Source organism: Mycobacterium sp. E2238 (assembly GCF_001672665.1).
Taxonomy (GTDB): Bacteria; Actinomycetota; Actinomycetes; order Mycobacteriales; family Mycobacteriaceae; genus Mycobacterium.
In genome coordinates, this window is the sequence record NZ_LZKF01000145.1 from 39,957 (window position 1) to 53,428 (window position 13,472).

Sequence of the window (13,472 nt, forward strand, 5' to 3'; positions counted from 1 at the left end):
TTGCGCTCAGGTGGCCTGCAGCGTCAGCGGCGGACCGGGGTCGGGCGACAGCGGGACGTTCTCGCGCTGCATCAGCCAGCCGGCGATGTTGTGGAACAGCGGGGCCGCCGAATGGCCCGGCGTACCGTCCGCGTTGCGATCCGGGTTGTCCATCATGATGCCGATGACGTAGCGCGGGTTGTCGACGGTGGCCATGCCGGCGAAAGTGATCCAGTAGACGTTGTCGTAGTAGCAGCCGCAGGCCGGGTTGATCTGCTGCGCGGTACCCGTCTTGCCGGCCATCTGGTAGCCCGTCACCGCGGCGGCGGGCCCGGTGCCCTGCTGGTAACCCATCGGGTCGCGTTGCACGACGGCGCGCAGCATGTTGCGGACGGTCTGGGCCGTCTGCGCCGAGACCACCCGCACGCCTTCGGGACGCGGTTCTTCGGTCCGGGTGCCGTCGGGCGCGATGGTGGCCTTGACGATCCGCGGCGGTATCCGAACCCCGTCGTTGGCGATCGTCTGATACATGCCGGCCATCTGCAACAGCGTCATCGAAAGGCCTTGCCCGATCGGCAGGTTCGAGAAGGTGCTGCCCGACCACTGGTCGATCGGCGGCACCAGCCCGGCGCTCTCGCCGGGCAGGCCCACGTTGGTGCGTTGCCCGAGACCGAATTTGCGGACCATGTCGTAGAAACGTTCCGGGCCGACGCGCTGGGCGAGCATCAAAGTGCCGACGTTGGAGGACTTTCCGAACACGCCGGTGGTGGTGTAGGGCATCACGCCGTGGTCCCACGCGTCGTGGATGGGCACCCCGCCCATCTGGATCGACCCGGGCACCTGCAGCACCTCGTCGGGATTGGACAGGCCGTACTCGATCACCGACGACGCGGTGATGACCTTGTTCACCGAGCCCGGCTCGAACGGCGAGGACACCGCCAGGTTGCCCAGCTGCTTGTCCCCCTGGCGCCCGATGTCCTGTGACGGATCAAAGGTGTTGTCGTTGGCCATGGCCAGCACTTCGCCGGTCTTCGAGTCCAGCACGACCGCCGAGACATTGTGTGCGCCAGAGAGATTCTTGGCCTGCTGGACCTGCTGCTGGACGTAGAACTGGATGTCGTCGTCGAGGGTCAGCTGCACCATCGAACCGTTGACCGCCCGGTGCCGGTTGCGGTAACTGCCGGGGATGACGACGCCGTCGGATCCCCGGTCATACGTGACCGAGCCGTCGGTTCCGGACAGCACCGAGTCCAGGGACTCCTCCAGGCCCAGCAGCCCGTGCCCGTCCCAGTCGATGCCGCCGACGATGTTGGCCGCCAACGACCCGCCCGGATACTGGCGCAGATCCTGTCGCTCCGAACCGACCTCGGGATACTTGTCGGAGATCGCGCTGGCGACGGCCGGATCGACGGCGCGCGCCAGATAAACGAAGTTCTCGTCGCTTTGCAGCTTCTTCAGCACGGTCGCGGAGTCCGGCTTGTTGCCCAGCCGGGTGGAGACCTCCTTGGCGATATCCCGCAGGCGCTGCTGAGGATCGGGGGCCACCGAGTTCTTGTTCTTGGCCTCTTCCAGTTGCTTGCGAATCCTCTTGGGCTGGAACGTCAGTGCGCGCGATTCGGTGGTGAACGCCAGCTGATCCTTATTGCGGTCAACGATGCTGCCGCGCACCGCCTTCTCGACGTCGGTGACCTTGAGCTGGCCCGCCGCCTGGGCGCGCAGCGCCGGCGCGTTGGTCACCTGCAGGACGAACAACTGGACCGCGGCCACCACGATCAAGGCCCCGATGGCCGCATTCCCGGCCCGATGCCGGAAGACGAACGACGCGCCGCGGGTGCCCGCCTGCACGAGCCGGGTGCGCCGCTCCCGCGCCGAGTGCCCGGCCGCCACCGCGTCAGTCCGGTCGCCCGGACGGGGATTCTTGGCGTCCTTGGCCGCCTTGGCTTTCCGGAACCGCTTCGGCTCCCGGACGTCGTCGGCCTGCTGCTTCGCACGCCGCTTCGGCTGGCGAACCCCCTTGGTTTCCTGCGCCTGGCGGGGTCCGCGCGTCGGCTGCGACCGGCGGTTGCGTGAGGAGTCGCCGCGGCTCACCGGGGCGCACCTGGCGTCGCGGGCTGCGGCCCGAGCACCGGAGCGGCGGGGACGACGGGAGCCACCGGAGCGACGGGCGTAACCCCCCGCTGCACCGGCACCGGCACCTCCGCGGGTAGCGGCGCGGGCAGCTGCCCGGGCGGCGGAATGGGCAAGCCGCCCAACGGGATCGACACCTCGGCGGGTGCCGGAGCGAGCGCGGGCCCCGCCGGTGCGGGCAACCCCGGCACCGGCACACCCGGCGCCGGCAGCACAGCCGGGACCTGCCCGGTGGCCGGCGCAACCGGCGCTCCCGGCGCGGCCGGCAGCACAGGCCCGGCCTGTCCCAGGTGCTGGCCGCCCAGCGTCGACGAGCCGTCCGGGGCGCGCAGCAGCGCCTCGGGCCCGGATCTCGCCGGCGCGGGCGCCCCGGGGTCGGGCTGCAACCGGACCGGGACCTCCGCGGCGGGCGCCGGCGGCGCGGGCGGCTGCGGCGGGCCTTGATCGGGGAGCTTGCTGTTCAACGGCGGCGGCGGCACACCGTCAGCCGGCTTGGGCGTGCCGACCACCACCCAGTTGCCGGACGGATCCTGGACCAGATGCGCGGTGTCTCGCGTCGGGATCATGCCCTGTTTGCGGGCCGCCTCCGCCAGTGCCGGGGCGGATTCCGCCTCGCGCACATCGCGTTCCAGCGCCTCCTTCTGCTGTTGCAGCAGCCGGGTCTTCTCGCGGGCGTGGCTCAACTTGTAGGAGCGCTCGGCGGAGTCCGTGGACAACCACAGCGTGAGGCCCAGCCCCAGGCCCAGCGCACCGATGACCAAGACGACAAACGGAACCTTGCTCGCCAGGGTGCGGGGCCGCAGGTCGATCGCGGCCAGCCGGGCCGCCAAGCGTTCGCTCAGCCGAGGACGAACGACCTTGGGCGCTTTGGCTTTCCGCGCCTTGGCACGGGCTTTGGCCTGGCTCGTGCTCTTGGGCCGCGCCGGCCGCTCGACCGGCCGGGCGACCGGGCTGGTCTGCGGTCCGGACTTCGGCGCGCGGGTCTCGCGGGTGGGCGCGGAGGCGCGTCCGGGCCGGGGGCGGCGCGCCGGACCGGGATCGGCCGCCGAACGCCTGCTCCGCCGGGCGGAACCGTCGCGCCCCCCGCGGCGATTCGGCGTCTCGCGCTTTGCTTTCATGCGTCGCCCTTTCCGGTTGACTGCTTGACCCGTTGCACAGCTCGCAGTCGGACTGCGGCGCTGCGCGGATTGCGTTCTACCTCTTCGGCGTCGGCACGCTCGGCGCCGTGAGTCAGCGACCGGAATCGCGGCTCGTGGCCGGGAAGCTCGACCGGCAGATCCACCGGAGTGCGGGAGGCGACCGCGTCGGCGAACAACCGTTTGACGATCCGGTCTTCCAGCGATTGGTAGGCCAGCACCACCATGCGTCCGCCGACGGTGAGCGCGTCCAACCCGGCCGGGATTGCGTTGCGCAGCGAGTTCAGTTCGTCGTTGACGGCGATCCGCAGGGCCTGAAAGGTCCGTTTGGCCGGATGCCCGCCGGTGCGCCGGGCCGGGGCCGGGATCGCTTGGTAGAGCAGGGCTACCAATTCTGCGGTCGACGTGAAGGGGGCGCGGGAGCGCCTGCGCACGATCTGTGCCGCGATCCGGCGCGCGAATCGTTCTTCGCCGTAGCGGTGCAGGATGTCCGCCAGCGCCGCTTCGTCGTACGTGTTGACGATGTCGGCCGCCGTCAACGGCGACTCGGGATCCATCCGCATGTCCAGCGGCGCGTCCTGGGCGTAGGCAAAGCCGCGCTCGGCGCGGTCGAGCTGCATGGATGACACACCCAGGTCGAACAGCATCCCGTCGACCGATCCGGCTGTGGCGTAACCGGATTCGGCCAGCGCGCCGGCGAGGCCGTCGTAGCGGTTGTGCACCAGCGTAATCCGGTCGGTGAACCGCGCCAGCCGGGCCCGGGCGATGTCCAGGGCGCTGGGATCGCGGTCGAGGCCGATCAACCGCAGGCCCGGCAGGTCGGTGAGGAACCGTTCGGCGTGGCCGCCCGCGCCGAGGGTGGCGTCGAGAAGGAGCGCGCCCGAACCGTCGGCGTCGTGACGGGTCAGCGCGGGAGTGAGCAGTTCGACGCAGCGGTGCAGCAGGACGGGCACATGTCCGAAGTCCGGTGAATCGTCAACCACCGCAACACCTCCCCGGTTCGGGCGAGATGCCCCTGCATCGAGGTCCCTGTCCGAAGGCACGAACCTGGCGTTGGGGAAGTACGCCAGGGCCGGTTCGGGCAGAGGCCACGTTGCACGGGCATGCGCCTCAGATGATGTCGCCGAGTGCTTCATCGCTGGCCGCGGAGAAGTTCTCTTCGTGGGTCTGCTGGTAGTCCTGCCAGGCTTGCGCGTCCCAGATCTCGAGGTAATCGACCGCTCCGATCACCACGCAGTCCTTGGACAGGTTCGCGTAGCGACGGTGGTCGGCCGAGAGCGTGATGCGCCCCTGCGCGTCGGGATGCTGCTCGTCGGTGCCTGCGGCGAGGTTGCGCAGGAAGGCCCGGGCGTCGGGGTTGCTCCGCGAGGCCTTGCTCGCCCGGCGTGCGAGCTGCTCGAATTCGCCCCGCGGGTAGACGGCGAGGCTGTGGTCCTGGCTCTTGGTGACCATCAACCCCCCTGCCAGCGCGTCACGGAATTTGGCGGGCAACGTCAGCCGCCCCTTGTCGTCGAGTTTGGGCGTGTAGGTGCCGAGAAACACCAGCTCACCTCCCCCTCGAGGATCACCAGGTTGCCGTTCCGGCGCAGTGTGAGGTTCACGCCCTGCGCGTCGGAGTTCATGTTGGCCAGCTGCGGCAGCTCGGCGAAGGTCAGGTCTGAGAACACCGCCTGCGATCCCACATAACCGTCGCTGTCGTAGTTCGACACCGCCACCTTCTGGCTGAACGGCAGGTTGTTGCTGTCGAGTTGGGGCCCGGTGTCCTTGGGCGTCTTGGGTTTCGCGGCGGCGACGATCTCGCCGGACACCAGGTCATCGGGTGAGATCGTGAGCGACGCCCTGACCCGCAGGCACCCGGTGGCCAGCGGCACCAGCATGAGCAGCATCGCGATGGCGACTAACCGGCGCCGCCGAGCGGTGAATCCACGGGTTCGGGGCGGGGCATGGCTGGCGCGCACCAGGTCATCGTGCCAGATCGGGCGCGCCCCTTTGACGCGTTCGCCCGGGAGCGCCGTCGAGCCTGCGGTCACAGCGGCAGCTTGCGGCCCAGGATCGCGAATGCCCGTGGGTCGCCTGCGAAGTGGTAGCCGCGGATGAGGTCGGTGAAGCCCAGCCGCCGGTACAGCCGCCAGGCCCGATTGGGCTCACCGTTGGTCTCCGGCGTGGACAGCAGGACATTCTCTTCGGCCCGGCCGGCCAGGAGCCGCCGGGCCAGCGCCTCGCCGAGGCCGCGCCCCTGCGCGCGGGGATGAATGTGCAGCTCGGTCAACTCGAAATAGCTGTTCATCAGGCCGGCGATCTGCTGAGGCGGCAGGCCGCCGCGTTGCAGGCCGACGACGACCTGCTGCTGCCACCACTGCCCGGGGGCCCCGGGATAGCCGTAGGCCACACCGAGCAACGGCGCCTTGCTCAGTTCGGCCGCCGGCGGTATCGGGCCGTCCGCGTCGCCGCCCAGCTCGGCATCCACGACGCCCACCCCTTGCCACCCTGGCCGGCGGATGTGCTCGAGCCACATCGCCGCGCGCTGGTTTTCGGTGCCCCGCGGGTAGCGCATCGCGTCGACGTACACCTTCAGGGCGTCACCGAGGCGGCGCTCCATATCGGTGGGTGGCAGATCGATGAGGAATATCGCCAACTTGCGGTGTCCTCCTCGTCCTGTGCTCCGGCGCTTCACGCTCGCGTCTCCGCGCGGCCCGCGCCGTCATCGCCATTATCGGACCCGGGCGAGGTCGTCTGGCGAGCGGTCGCGGCAACGAACCCACGAGGGACACCGGGTGGGGAAGCCGGTTGTAGCGCACGGCCGTTCCGATTCCTATCGGTGCCAAGCCCCGGCCAGGATAGAATCGCCACCGAACCAGTGGTAAGGCGCAGATTGACCTCGTATCATTCAATTAGTTGCCCTCGCAACGGGCATCCGCGTGCTATCGATAGTTACGCGTCAAACTGTCGGCAAGGAGGGACGAATGCCACTCTCCGATCATGAGCAGCGGATGCTCGATCAGATCGAGAGCGCTCTCTACGCCGAAGATCCCAAATTCGCGTCGAGCGTCCGCGGCGGAGGGTTCCGTGCACCCACCGCGCGCCGCCGCCTGCAGGGCGCGGCGTTGTTCGTCATCGGCCTGGCGATGCTGGTTTCCGGCGTGGCCTTCAAGGCCACCATGATCGGAAACTTCCCGATTCTCAGTGTCTTCGGATTCATCGTGATGTTCGGCGGCGTGGTATTCGCCATCACCGGTCCGCGGTTGTCCGGCCGGCCCAACCACCCCGGATCGGCGACCGGGTCGCTCCGTCAGCGCCGTAACAAGGGCGGTGGCGGCTCTTTCACCAGTCGGATGGAAGACCGGTTCCGCCGCCGCTTCGACGACTAGCGGCCGCGGCGCCGCATAAGGGGTAGCCATCGGCTGCCCCTTTTCTTTTGCCCATTTCCGCCGCCCGCACCGGGCCGCGGCGCCATGGTCACAGACACATCCGAACCGGCCGGTGATCGACGGGCCGTCGATGCCGTTTCGAGGCCGGATCGAGTCCTAACCGAGCTTCGGCGACAAGAAACCCCGCCCCCAACTCGGACCCCTCGTCCACCGGCTCCTCACCGCTGCCGACCCGGTGCGCGCCGACGCCCCCGCCGCTGGGCGCGCCGACACCCTCCACGATGAGCGCCAGCTGTGGGTCGAACGCCAGCGAGGCATTCCCGGCTGCGACCGCTGTGACGAGGAGGGCTACCTGCCCGACGACGAACGCTGCTGGCACGGCAAGGAGCCGCTGCAACCCTCGGAAGGAGTCCGATGACCACGCCTATCCCGGTCGCCGAGGTTATCGCCCAGCGCACCTACGGCGGACGCCGGACCGTGCGCATCTTGTGCCCGTACTGCGGCAGGACGCATCTGCATCCGCAGCCGGCGGACCCGGCCGCCCCGCAGACCGCGCGCTGCGATCGCGGCATATACACGATTGGGGGGAGGGCATGAGCCGAATCTGCGTGACGTGTTTGGGCGCCCCGGCGGTGCCCGGCACCCTCCGGTGCAGCGAGTGCACGCCGGGGCCGCGGCCAGACCCCCAATTGCGTCACGGCGTGACACAGTTTCCGCCGCAACTGGCCAATGCGTTGGCCGGTTCCCCCTCGCGTTCGCCGCGGAGCGCCGCACAGGTCCGCGCCGACCGAAACACCCGCCAAAACCGAAGGGAGACACCTAATGACCACTGACAACGATGACCCGTCAATGTTCACGCAGGGCTACGCCGATGCCTGCGGCTGGCTGCCCAAGGCCACACCAGACGAACTCGTCGAACTCGCCGCCGCCGAACACAGGAAGCACAGCGCCGTCCTCATCTACCCCGATCACACACTGGCCGACCACTGGGGGCACAGCGGGCCGGTCGGCCTGGGAACGCCACCCGTCGGTGACGTCGACAGGTGGGACGACAACGGCTACGGGGAAGGCTTCTACACGGCACTTCGCGATCACCGGCCGGACATCTTCGAGCGAGTCACCCGATGACCGCCCCACCGTTGACCTGCCGGGCCTGTAGCCACCGTTTCGGGAAACGCAGCGCCGTCGTCGTGATGTTCGTCGATTTCCTGCTGTGCCAGCCGTGCTCGGCGTCGCGCCAAGCCCACAGCGAGGTGTTCCCGGGATGCGCAGTGCCCAACTGCCTGCCGATCAACCATTCCGGCGCGCGCTGCTCCATCGGCGTCGCCCGCAGAAGCCTTCTCATCAACCGCCCCTGAAAGGACACCAGAACCCATGTGCGACTGCCAATCCGTCCCGCTGAGCATCTTGGCGCTCGAGCTGCCGGTCACCGCGGCCGAGCTCGAACGTCGACTCACCGGCGTCGTGCTGATCGACGAACTCGGTCGGCCGGCGATCGACAAACCGACCGCCGCCGCCCTTATTACCGAGCATCGACAACGCGTCGTCGAACAGGCCGAACGCGAACGGCAACGCCGCGACCAGCACAAAGCCGAGCTGGCCAAGCTGCCCGACGTGCGAGATCGAGTGCGCAGGATCAAGGCCCAGCAACAAGCCCTCGTGCGCGCTGGTGTCCTCGATGCCGACGCTGACCCGCTGCTGGTCTGCGCTGTCGGCGAGTACACCAACCTCGACCGTGCCGCCGCCCACCGCGACCAGCTGCTCGCCCAGGAACGCGCCAAGCCCGGCGAGGCGGTCATCGCCGGTCACACGATGCTGCGTCCACCTTCCCGCCGGGAAGTGCGGGCACGCGAGAAGGGACAACAGCCATGACCAGCAGCGCCCGCGCCGCCATGGTTCCCGCCGCAGTGCGTGACCAGATCGACCGGGCGGCCCGCCGCCGCGACGAGATGATCACGGCCGCGGCCGTCGACGCAGCACTCGCGCGCCTCGCGCAACGCCGCCGCGAAACCCAGCACCGCGCGTCCGCCGCCCCGCCCGACCAGCTCGAGTACTTCGAGCGAAGCGGCGTCATCGTCGGCGTTCGGTGACTGAGATGCCCCCGCCCCCCAAACGCCGGCGCCTCGGGACCACCGCATCCGGGCGAGGCTGGAAGCACATGCAAGAACGCGCCAAATGGGCACCCCGAGTCGCCACCGGCAGCATCACCTGTTGGCGTTGCGGCAAGCTCATCGCGGCGAACGCGAAATGGCACATGGGGCACTCGGACCGCCCGGGCGCCCTGGCTCGCGGCGAATACATGGGTCCTGAGCATCAGGCGTGTTCGACGCGGGCGGGTCGGCTTAAGCAAGTCGCGGCCACCCGCCGACCACCAGCACCCGCCCTGGTAGCGCTGTTCGGTGTCACCACCGCCCCCACGCCAGCCAAAACCCTAGGCCCACCCCGCGCTGGACGGCGCTGCGAAATCTGCAACCGTCGATACACCGCGAGCCGCGCCGAGCAACGCACCTGCTCACGCGCCTGCGGCGTACAACTCAAGCGCCGCAACCGCGCCCAAGCCAAGGCACTGCAACGCATCAACGGAGCCGAAAGCCTTGAGGACACTTGTAATTGGAGCGATGATGCGTTACTGAAATGCCAAGTGCCGCAATGGAAGTGCCCTGTTTTTCAAGGTGCTTCGGCTTGCGGCCAGGGCGTCAGGCTGATATATCTACCGCAAATTTCCAGAACATTGAGACTTTCAGCAATGACGAAATCGCTTGAGATTAGCGCAGATTAACCTGCGATCGGTCACGGTAGGCCCCCGTGCTTCCACTGCTGGATCGCATCGTTAATTCCGTCGTGGCAACCCGCCGTAAAGTCGTGCGGCTTCTCGTCGACCGGCGGCTTGCCGCAGGCGAGGTTGACCTCGCTCTTGCCCTCCGGCGTCAACAGGTAATGAACACCTTCGTTTCCGGACAGGTTCTGCATGGTCTGCACGAACGAGGTGCCGTACCGATAGCCATCGACATACGAGACGCTGTTCCGGTCGACCGAGCTACCTGAACCCGACCACAGGATGATGGCGGTCACGGTCACCGCCAACGCGACGGCCGCGACCGCGAGCAAGATGACGATGACCGCTTTCCGGACATCGTTCTCGCCCGGGCGTCGGGGCGGTGGATACTGCGCCTGCGCGGGCGCGGGCTGTGCCGGATTCCAACCGCCGCGCCGGTATTGCGGCCCGTACGGCCCCGGCCCGGGCTGAGCCGGATTCCAACCGCCGCGCGGGTATTGCGGCCCGTACGGCGCCGGGTATGGGGGGATCACTTGCACCCCCTAAAGGGGCAGGACTTCAGCTGGCGGGTTAACGATATTTCCCCGTCAGAGGACGTACCAAGGGTCTTTGGTCGCGTGCTTTGCGAGGATTTCGCGGCGCAGCAGGGGTCGAACGTCGATAAGGAATTGCCAGCCGTATTCGGCGGAGTAGACCGCCGCAATGGGGTCTCCGACGTCGAAGTTGTCGGTCACGAACGCGATAACGTCGACCAGGTCGGCGGCGCCGGCCGGGTCGCGGCCCGTGAGCTCGAGGAACGCCGCGCACGCATCGGTTAGCTGGTCGGGGCGCAGGTCGGGCCGTTCGGCCACCCATGCCTCGTCGGTCGCAGTCCCGTCGTCGAGCATGGCCAGGCCGTGAATCGCCTCGGCGTCGGGGGTGACGAGGATGCCGCCGCGGCCGGCGAGTACCCGCATCTGCCGGCGGTCAAGTCCACCGCATTTCGCGGGGTCTAATGAGTTAGGACCAAGGACGCGTTACTACCGGAGACCGGGATTTGTGGGTCTTCAGCCGCGTTGGGAACTGCGAAAGTGACTGCTGTGTTTGATTCATTGCGGATCACTTGCGGTCCACCGGCGCGGCGAAGCATCACCAGCCCGCCGGTCATCATGCGTCGATGTTCGACTAGGTCAACAGCGGCTTGGCGGAGAATGTCACTTATGCTCACGCCTTGCAGCTCGGCAAGTTGGCGGATTTCCTTGAGCAGTTGCGCCTCCAAGCGAACCGAAACCATCTGCTTTATCGAGCGTCCTGGAACCTCATATCCGCCCTCCTCTACCTCGGCGGTATTGGCTAGGGCGGCCTCGCGGCGTCGTTTCTCGTCGTCGCGGCGTCGTTTCTCGTCTTCGCGGCGCTTGTCAGGCATTGCGGCCCCTCCAGGTCTGGTGGGTGATCTTCTCCCACTGGCTCTTCTCTGCAGGTTTACATGGCCATCCTGTCACAGGCCGAAGCCAGTCGCCGCGTCTCCAAGATCTGTCGAACAGCAGGGTCCATAGCTTATTTCGTGCAGCATTAGGACCGGCGATGACGAAATCCGCATAGCACGGGCTCAGCTTGATCTCGGCCGGATGTTCACGTAGTACCTCTTCGACTACTACCTCATCCACGCCGTGATTGAGGCAGTGGGCGTAATTACTGTCCTCGTCCTCGAGGTCGTCCCAGTCAATTGCCTCCCACTCGTAGGGGTCGAACGCCACCTGCCTTCACCTCTCATATTGGGCCGCACGCAAACTAGGTGTCCTCCGCCCGGGGGTTGCCCGGCTCCGCCGGGGGGTTGCCCGGCGGCGGCGTCGGCAGCCCGATCACCTGCACAGCGCGGAATCGCCAGCGTTTGATTTCCGTGCCATCCACACTCAAAACGGCGGCATAGTCACCGGCTCGTTGAAATAAAAAGTTGGTGACCTGCGGAGCGATTTGGATATCGGTGAAGTCGCCAGTTCGCATGTCAGGTGAGGTGCCGGTCCGAAATTCCCCTTCAAATCGGTTTGGAGTGGTCTGGCCATCGGCGTCCTCAAAGGTGATGGCGACCGTATGAGTCTGATGGTGTGCCCGCCAGGGAATGTGGATGACTGCACATATCGAGAAACTGTGGACGGCCGGGTACGACGGAAAGGCGAGGCGGTTCCAAAAGCCGCCGTTGAGATATACCTTGCCGTTCTCCACCGCGGCGTGGTCGGCAGTGAAAAACGCCTCAGCGTAGATGTCCGTGGGCATCGGCTGCTCTGTCATACATACAGGATAGCTTGTGTCATACGCTGCGCAAGTTCTTATAGCGCCTGGTTTCGGGGTGACCGCGCCGGCGATACCCTGGGGCGGCCAGATCAGGGGGCTGGTCAGGAGTAAGAACATGAGCACCGAGCGAGATTTGTTGGCCGCCGACATCGCGGCATGCCGGCGCTGCCCCGGGCTCAACATCCCCGACGTCACCGGGTCGGCGCCCGGCTTTGGCTCTGAAAACTCGCCGGTCGCGCTCGTAGGGCAATCGCTCTGTAAGGCATGCATGGAGTACCCGCCCGAGCCGTTCCGCGGCGGCTCCGAGTGGCTGATCACGCGGGCCCTCGAACGCGCCGGCAAAGTCAAATCCGACCTGTTTGTTACGAACGTGGTGCATTGTCATCCTCCCGAGGACCGCGCCTCCCAGGTCCACGAAAAAGCTAACTGCGCAAGGTTTTTGCGCCGCGAGTTAGCTCTGGTGCGACCGCTGCTCATGGTCGGGCTCGGCGACGACGCCCACGACGCCCTCCGCAAGGAATGCCCGCGCGCGTTGATCATCGAATGGCGCCGATACGCTCCCCGGCCGGCGATACCCGCCCACGGCCCGGTGGTGCTGTGCCTGCCGCACCCGTCACACGTGAAGTTCTGGCCGAAGGACGAGCGAAAGGAATGGATCGACATCTTTGCGGTCGCGGTACGGCGAGGATTCTCCAACCGATAAAGCTAATCGAGTAGGTCGGCGGCCACGACGACGACTGATCCGCCGACGGCGGACGGTCGGTTTGACTATAGGGCCTGAGCAGGGCTTTTACTTTCGCTACAGGTGACGATTTCCATTTCACTACAGCCGTTGCGCGCGGGGCGCACGATCTCAAACCTGTGAACTGGGGCCTCTGGGGCCTAAAGAGGTGAAGGGCCATTTGGTTCTTCATCCCAGAAAGGAGGCCAAACCATGTGGACCTGCCCCGATTGCAACCACACCCAGCGGCATGACCCCGGAGTACGCGACGAGAACGCCAAGGTGAAGCGCTGCACGCACTGCCCGCGGTGCCGATTCTTCGAGTCGCTTCAGTCGCCATTCCCGCCGGGCTTCGGCAGCCAGCGGTAATCCTGTACGTGAGTCGGCCTGCCACCCTGTTGACTTCGGCGTGGCGGGCCGGCCTCAAGGTGATCACATCGTGCAACGGCCTGGGTCGTTCTTGTCTAGGTACACGATCCCGTTGTAGTCCTCACGGTTCGCGGCGGGCTTGGCGACGATGATCGGTCGATCACCAATGGACAACGCCTCAGTCAGACCAGACGAGTCGAGGATGTAAAGGATCTGTGCCTCCAGCCAACGGCAGGTGGTCACGGCGTAGGACAGATCGTCGCGGTCGACTCGGAATTCGACGGGCGCATTGTCCGGCCTGCCGATCTTGCTCTTAAAGATTGTGAGTGCGTCCCCAGCTGCTTGGAGTGTTGCCGCGTGAGACAGCTTGTTGCGCAGCCGCGCCATATCCATGTATGCCTGGTTGAAGTTTTCGAGTTCGGCGTCCGACCCGACATCTTGAGAAATCGCCCGCACTAATTTCGCCCGCTCATCGTCCTTGATGCGCGAGACTGCCAACTTCCAGACGAAGGCGGCCGCATCGGGGATCCGCTTCTCGAAATACGTTCTGGCGAGGAGCTCGTCGATGCATGTCTGGACGTGGGTGAACGAGCCTAGAAACTTCAGCACAAGGTCACGAATGTCTTGATTGGGGTCCCCAAGGAAGACGGTCATGCCGCTGAGGCTATCGGCCGCTCACCAGGCGCCTCCGCTACCTCGACTTTGTTGTTACTCCGTGTCGAACT

At 66.8% G+C, this 13,472-nt stretch carries 19 protein-coding genes and 1 pseudogene; 6 read left to right on the plus strand and 14 right to left on the minus strand.

The genetic code is table 11. The features are described from left to right. Positions 1 to 6: 6 nt before the first annotated feature. From A5711_RS12125 to A5711_RS12150, 6 genes and pseudogenes are all read right to left on the minus strand, one after another. Positions 7 to 2,067, minus strand: a complete 2,061-nt coding sequence (locus tag A5711_RS12125) for a penicillin-binding protein 2 (protein ID WP_067946736.1) — start codon at positions 2,065 to 2,067, stop codon at positions 7 to 9. Next, entirely contained in the window at positions 2,064 to 3,224 is a 1,161-nt protein-coding gene (locus A5711_RS12130; RefSeq protein WP_067946738.1) for a hypothetical protein, read from the minus strand. The genes A5711_RS12125 and A5711_RS12130 overlap by 4 nt, the downstream gene beginning before the upstream one ends. After that, on the minus strand, positions 3,221 to 4,378 hold the full coding sequence (gene rsmH / locus A5711_RS12135) for a 16S rRNA (cytosine(1402)-N(4))-methyltransferase RsmH (protein ID WP_156744890.1): 1,158 nt from the start codon (positions 4,376 to 4,378) through the stop codon (positions 3,221 to 3,223). The genes A5711_RS12130 and rsmH overlap by 4 nt, the downstream gene beginning before the upstream one ends. Beyond that, positions 4,353 to 4,784, minus strand: coding sequence for a division/cell wall cluster transcriptional repressor MraZ (gene mraZ / locus A5711_RS12140; RefSeq protein ID WP_007170790.1), 432 nt, complete (start codon positions 4,782 to 4,784; stop codon positions 4,353 to 4,355). Before mraZ ends, rsmH begins: the two co-directional genes overlap by 26 nt. Positions 4,785 to 4,795: 11 nt before the next feature. Next, a pseudogene (locus A5711_RS12145) lies at positions 4,796 to 5,128 on the minus strand (DUF3153 domain-containing protein); the annotation flags it as partial. 140 nt (positions 5,129 to 5,268) lie between these two features. After that, entirely contained in the window at positions 5,269 to 5,877 is a 609-nt protein-coding gene (locus A5711_RS12150) for an N-acetyltransferase (protein WP_067946741.1), read from the minus strand. A 328-nt stretch (positions 5,878 to 6,205) separates the two neighbouring features. Here A5711_RS12150 and A5711_RS12155 point away from each other — a divergent pair, with 328 nt between their 5' ends. Next, positions 6,206 to 6,610 (plus strand): DUF3040 domain-containing protein, encoded by a 405-nt coding sequence (locus tag A5711_RS12155; protein ID WP_067946743.1) that lies wholly within the window; start codon positions 6,206 to 6,208, stop codon positions 6,608 to 6,610. 88 nt (positions 6,611 to 6,698) lie between these two features. Here the strand turns inward: A5711_RS12155 and A5711_RS26830 are convergent, their stop codons facing one another. After that, on the minus strand, positions 6,699 to 6,989 hold the full coding sequence (locus A5711_RS26830) for a hypothetical protein (protein WP_156744892.1): 291 nt from the start codon (positions 6,987 to 6,989) through the stop codon (positions 6,699 to 6,701). Between the two features lie 35 nt (positions 6,990 to 7,024). Between A5711_RS26830 and A5711_RS26835 the strand changes: the two genes are divergently transcribed. Both A5711_RS26835 and A5711_RS12165 read left to right on the plus strand, forming a co-directional pair. Continuing rightward, complete coding sequence (locus tag A5711_RS26835) at positions 7,025 to 7,207, plus strand: hypothetical protein (protein ID WP_156744894.1); 183 nt, start codon at positions 7,025 to 7,027, stop codon at positions 7,205 to 7,207. A 225-nt stretch (positions 7,208 to 7,432) separates the two neighbouring features. Then, on the plus strand, positions 7,433 to 7,738 hold the full coding sequence (locus tag A5711_RS12165; RefSeq protein ID WP_067946748.1) for a hypothetical protein: 306 nt from the start codon (positions 7,433 to 7,435) through the stop codon (positions 7,736 to 7,738). Here A5711_RS12165 and A5711_RS12170 read toward each other — a convergent pair. Continuing rightward, positions 7,728 to 7,955 carry a hypothetical protein gene (locus tag A5711_RS12170; protein ID WP_156744896.1) on the minus strand — a complete coding sequence of 76 codons (228 nt, stop codon included), beginning with the start codon at positions 7,953 to 7,955 and terminating at the stop codon, positions 7,728 to 7,730. The genes A5711_RS12165 and A5711_RS12170 overlap by 11 nt on opposite strands. A 29-nt stretch (positions 7,956 to 7,984) precedes the next feature. Here A5711_RS12170 and A5711_RS12175 point away from each other — a divergent pair, with 29 nt between their 5' ends. Together A5711_RS12175 and A5711_RS12180 are read left to right on the plus strand one after the other, a co-directional pair. Further along, positions 7,985 to 8,482, plus strand: coding sequence for a hypothetical protein (locus A5711_RS12175; RefSeq protein ID WP_067946752.1), 498 nt, complete (start codon positions 7,985 to 7,987; stop codon positions 8,480 to 8,482). Next, entirely contained in the window at positions 8,479 to 8,700 is a 222-nt protein-coding gene (locus tag A5711_RS12180) for a hypothetical protein (protein ID WP_067946754.1), read from the plus strand. The genes A5711_RS12175 and A5711_RS12180 overlap by 4 nt, the downstream gene beginning before the upstream one ends. A gap of 700 nt (positions 8,701 to 9,400) precedes the next feature. Here A5711_RS12180 and A5711_RS12185 read toward each other — a convergent pair. Genes A5711_RS12185 through A5711_RS12195 form a run of 5 tightly spaced genes read right to left on the minus strand, consistent with a single transcriptional unit; the run spans position 9,401 to position 11,654 of the window. Further along, on the minus strand, positions 9,401 to 9,919 hold the full coding sequence (locus tag A5711_RS12185; protein WP_156744898.1) for a hypothetical protein: 519 nt from the start codon (positions 9,917 to 9,919) through the stop codon (positions 9,401 to 9,403). 54 nt (positions 9,920 to 9,973) lie between these two features. Continuing rightward, a complete protein-coding gene (locus A5711_RS12190; protein ID WP_067946758.1) occupies positions 9,974 to 10,342 on the minus strand; it encodes a hypothetical protein in 369 nt (122 codons plus the stop codon). A gap of 35 nt (positions 10,343 to 10,377) precedes the next feature. Then, on the minus strand, positions 10,378 to 10,791 hold the full coding sequence (locus A5711_RS26305) for a ribbon-helix-helix domain-containing protein (protein WP_082975719.1): 414 nt from the start codon (positions 10,789 to 10,791) through the stop codon (positions 10,378 to 10,380). Next, complete coding sequence (locus A5711_RS26840) at positions 10,784 to 11,122, minus strand: hypothetical protein (protein WP_156744900.1); 339 nt, start codon at positions 11,120 to 11,122, stop codon at positions 10,784 to 10,786. The genes A5711_RS26305 and A5711_RS26840 overlap by 8 nt, the downstream gene beginning before the upstream one ends. Before the next feature lie 34 nt (positions 11,123 to 11,156). Then, positions 11,157 to 11,654: a hypothetical protein gene (locus A5711_RS12195; RefSeq protein WP_067946760.1), complete on the minus strand. Its 498-nt coding sequence runs from the start codon at positions 11,652 to 11,654 to the stop codon at positions 11,157 to 11,159. Positions 11,655 to 11,772: 118 nt separating this feature from the next. Between A5711_RS12195 and A5711_RS12200 the strand changes: the two genes are divergently transcribed. Next, a complete protein-coding gene (locus A5711_RS12200; protein WP_067946762.1) occupies positions 11,773 to 12,360 on the plus strand; it encodes a uracil-DNA glycosylase family protein in 588 nt (195 codons plus the stop codon). Between the two features lie 450 nt (positions 12,361 to 12,810). Here the strand turns inward: A5711_RS12200 and A5711_RS12205 are convergent, their stop codons facing one another. Then, a complete protein-coding gene (locus tag A5711_RS12205; RefSeq protein ID WP_067946764.1) occupies positions 12,811 to 13,401 on the minus strand; it encodes a hypothetical protein in 591 nt (196 codons plus the stop codon). Between the last annotated feature and the right edge of the window lie 71 nt (positions 13,402 to 13,472).

What these genes read in the sequence shown, in the direction of transcription:
- A5711_RS26305 (WP_082975719.1), bottom strand. Translation starts at nt 10,791, where the DNA reads ATGCCTGACAAGCGCCGCGAAGACGAGAAACGACGCCGCGACGACGAG.
- A5711_RS12195 (WP_067946760.1), bottom strand. Translation starts at nt 11,654, where the DNA reads ATGACAGAGCAGCCGATGCCCACGGACATCTACGCTGAGGCGTTTTTC.
- A5711_RS12180 (WP_067946754.1), top strand. Translation starts at nt 8,479, where the DNA reads ATGACCAGCAGCGCCCGCGCCGCCATGGTTCCCGCCGCAGTGCGTGAC.
- A5711_RS12200 (WP_067946762.1), top strand. Translation starts at nt 11,773, where the DNA reads ATGAGCACCGAGCGAGATTTGTTGGCCGCCGACATCGCGGCATGCCGG.
- A5711_RS12205 (WP_067946764.1), bottom strand. Translation starts at nt 13,401, where the DNA reads ATGACCGTCTTCCTTGGGGACCCCAATCAAGACATTCGTGACCTTGTG.
- rsmH (WP_156744890.1), bottom strand. Translation starts at nt 4,378, where the DNA reads ATGAAGCACTCGGCGACATCATCTGAGGCGCATGCCCGTGCAACGTGG.
- A5711_RS12155 (WP_067946743.1), top strand. Translation starts at nt 6,206, where the DNA reads ATGCCACTCTCCGATCATGAGCAGCGGATGCTCGATCAGATCGAGAGC.
- A5711_RS12165 (WP_067946748.1), top strand. Translation starts at nt 7,433, where the DNA reads ATGACCACTGACAACGATGACCCGTCAATGTTCACGCAGGGCTACGCC.
- A5711_RS12175 (WP_067946752.1), top strand. Translation starts at nt 7,985, where the DNA reads ATGTGCGACTGCCAATCCGTCCCGCTGAGCATCTTGGCGCTCGAGCTG.
- A5711_RS12130 (WP_067946738.1), bottom strand. Translation starts at nt 3,224, where the DNA reads ATGAAAGCAAAGCGCGAGACGCCGAATCGCCGCGGGGGGCGCGACGGT.
- A5711_RS12190 (WP_067946758.1), bottom strand. Translation starts at nt 10,342, where the DNA reads ATGCGGGTACTCGCCGGCCGCGGCGGCATCCTCGTCACCCCCGACGCC.
- A5711_RS12170 (WP_156744896.1), bottom strand. Translation starts at nt 7,955, where the DNA reads ATGAGAAGGCTTCTGCGGGCGACGCCGATGGAGCAGCGCGCGCCGGAA.
- A5711_RS26835 (WP_156744894.1), top strand. Translation starts at nt 7,025, where the DNA reads ATGACCACGCCTATCCCGGTCGCCGAGGTTATCGCCCAGCGCACCTAC.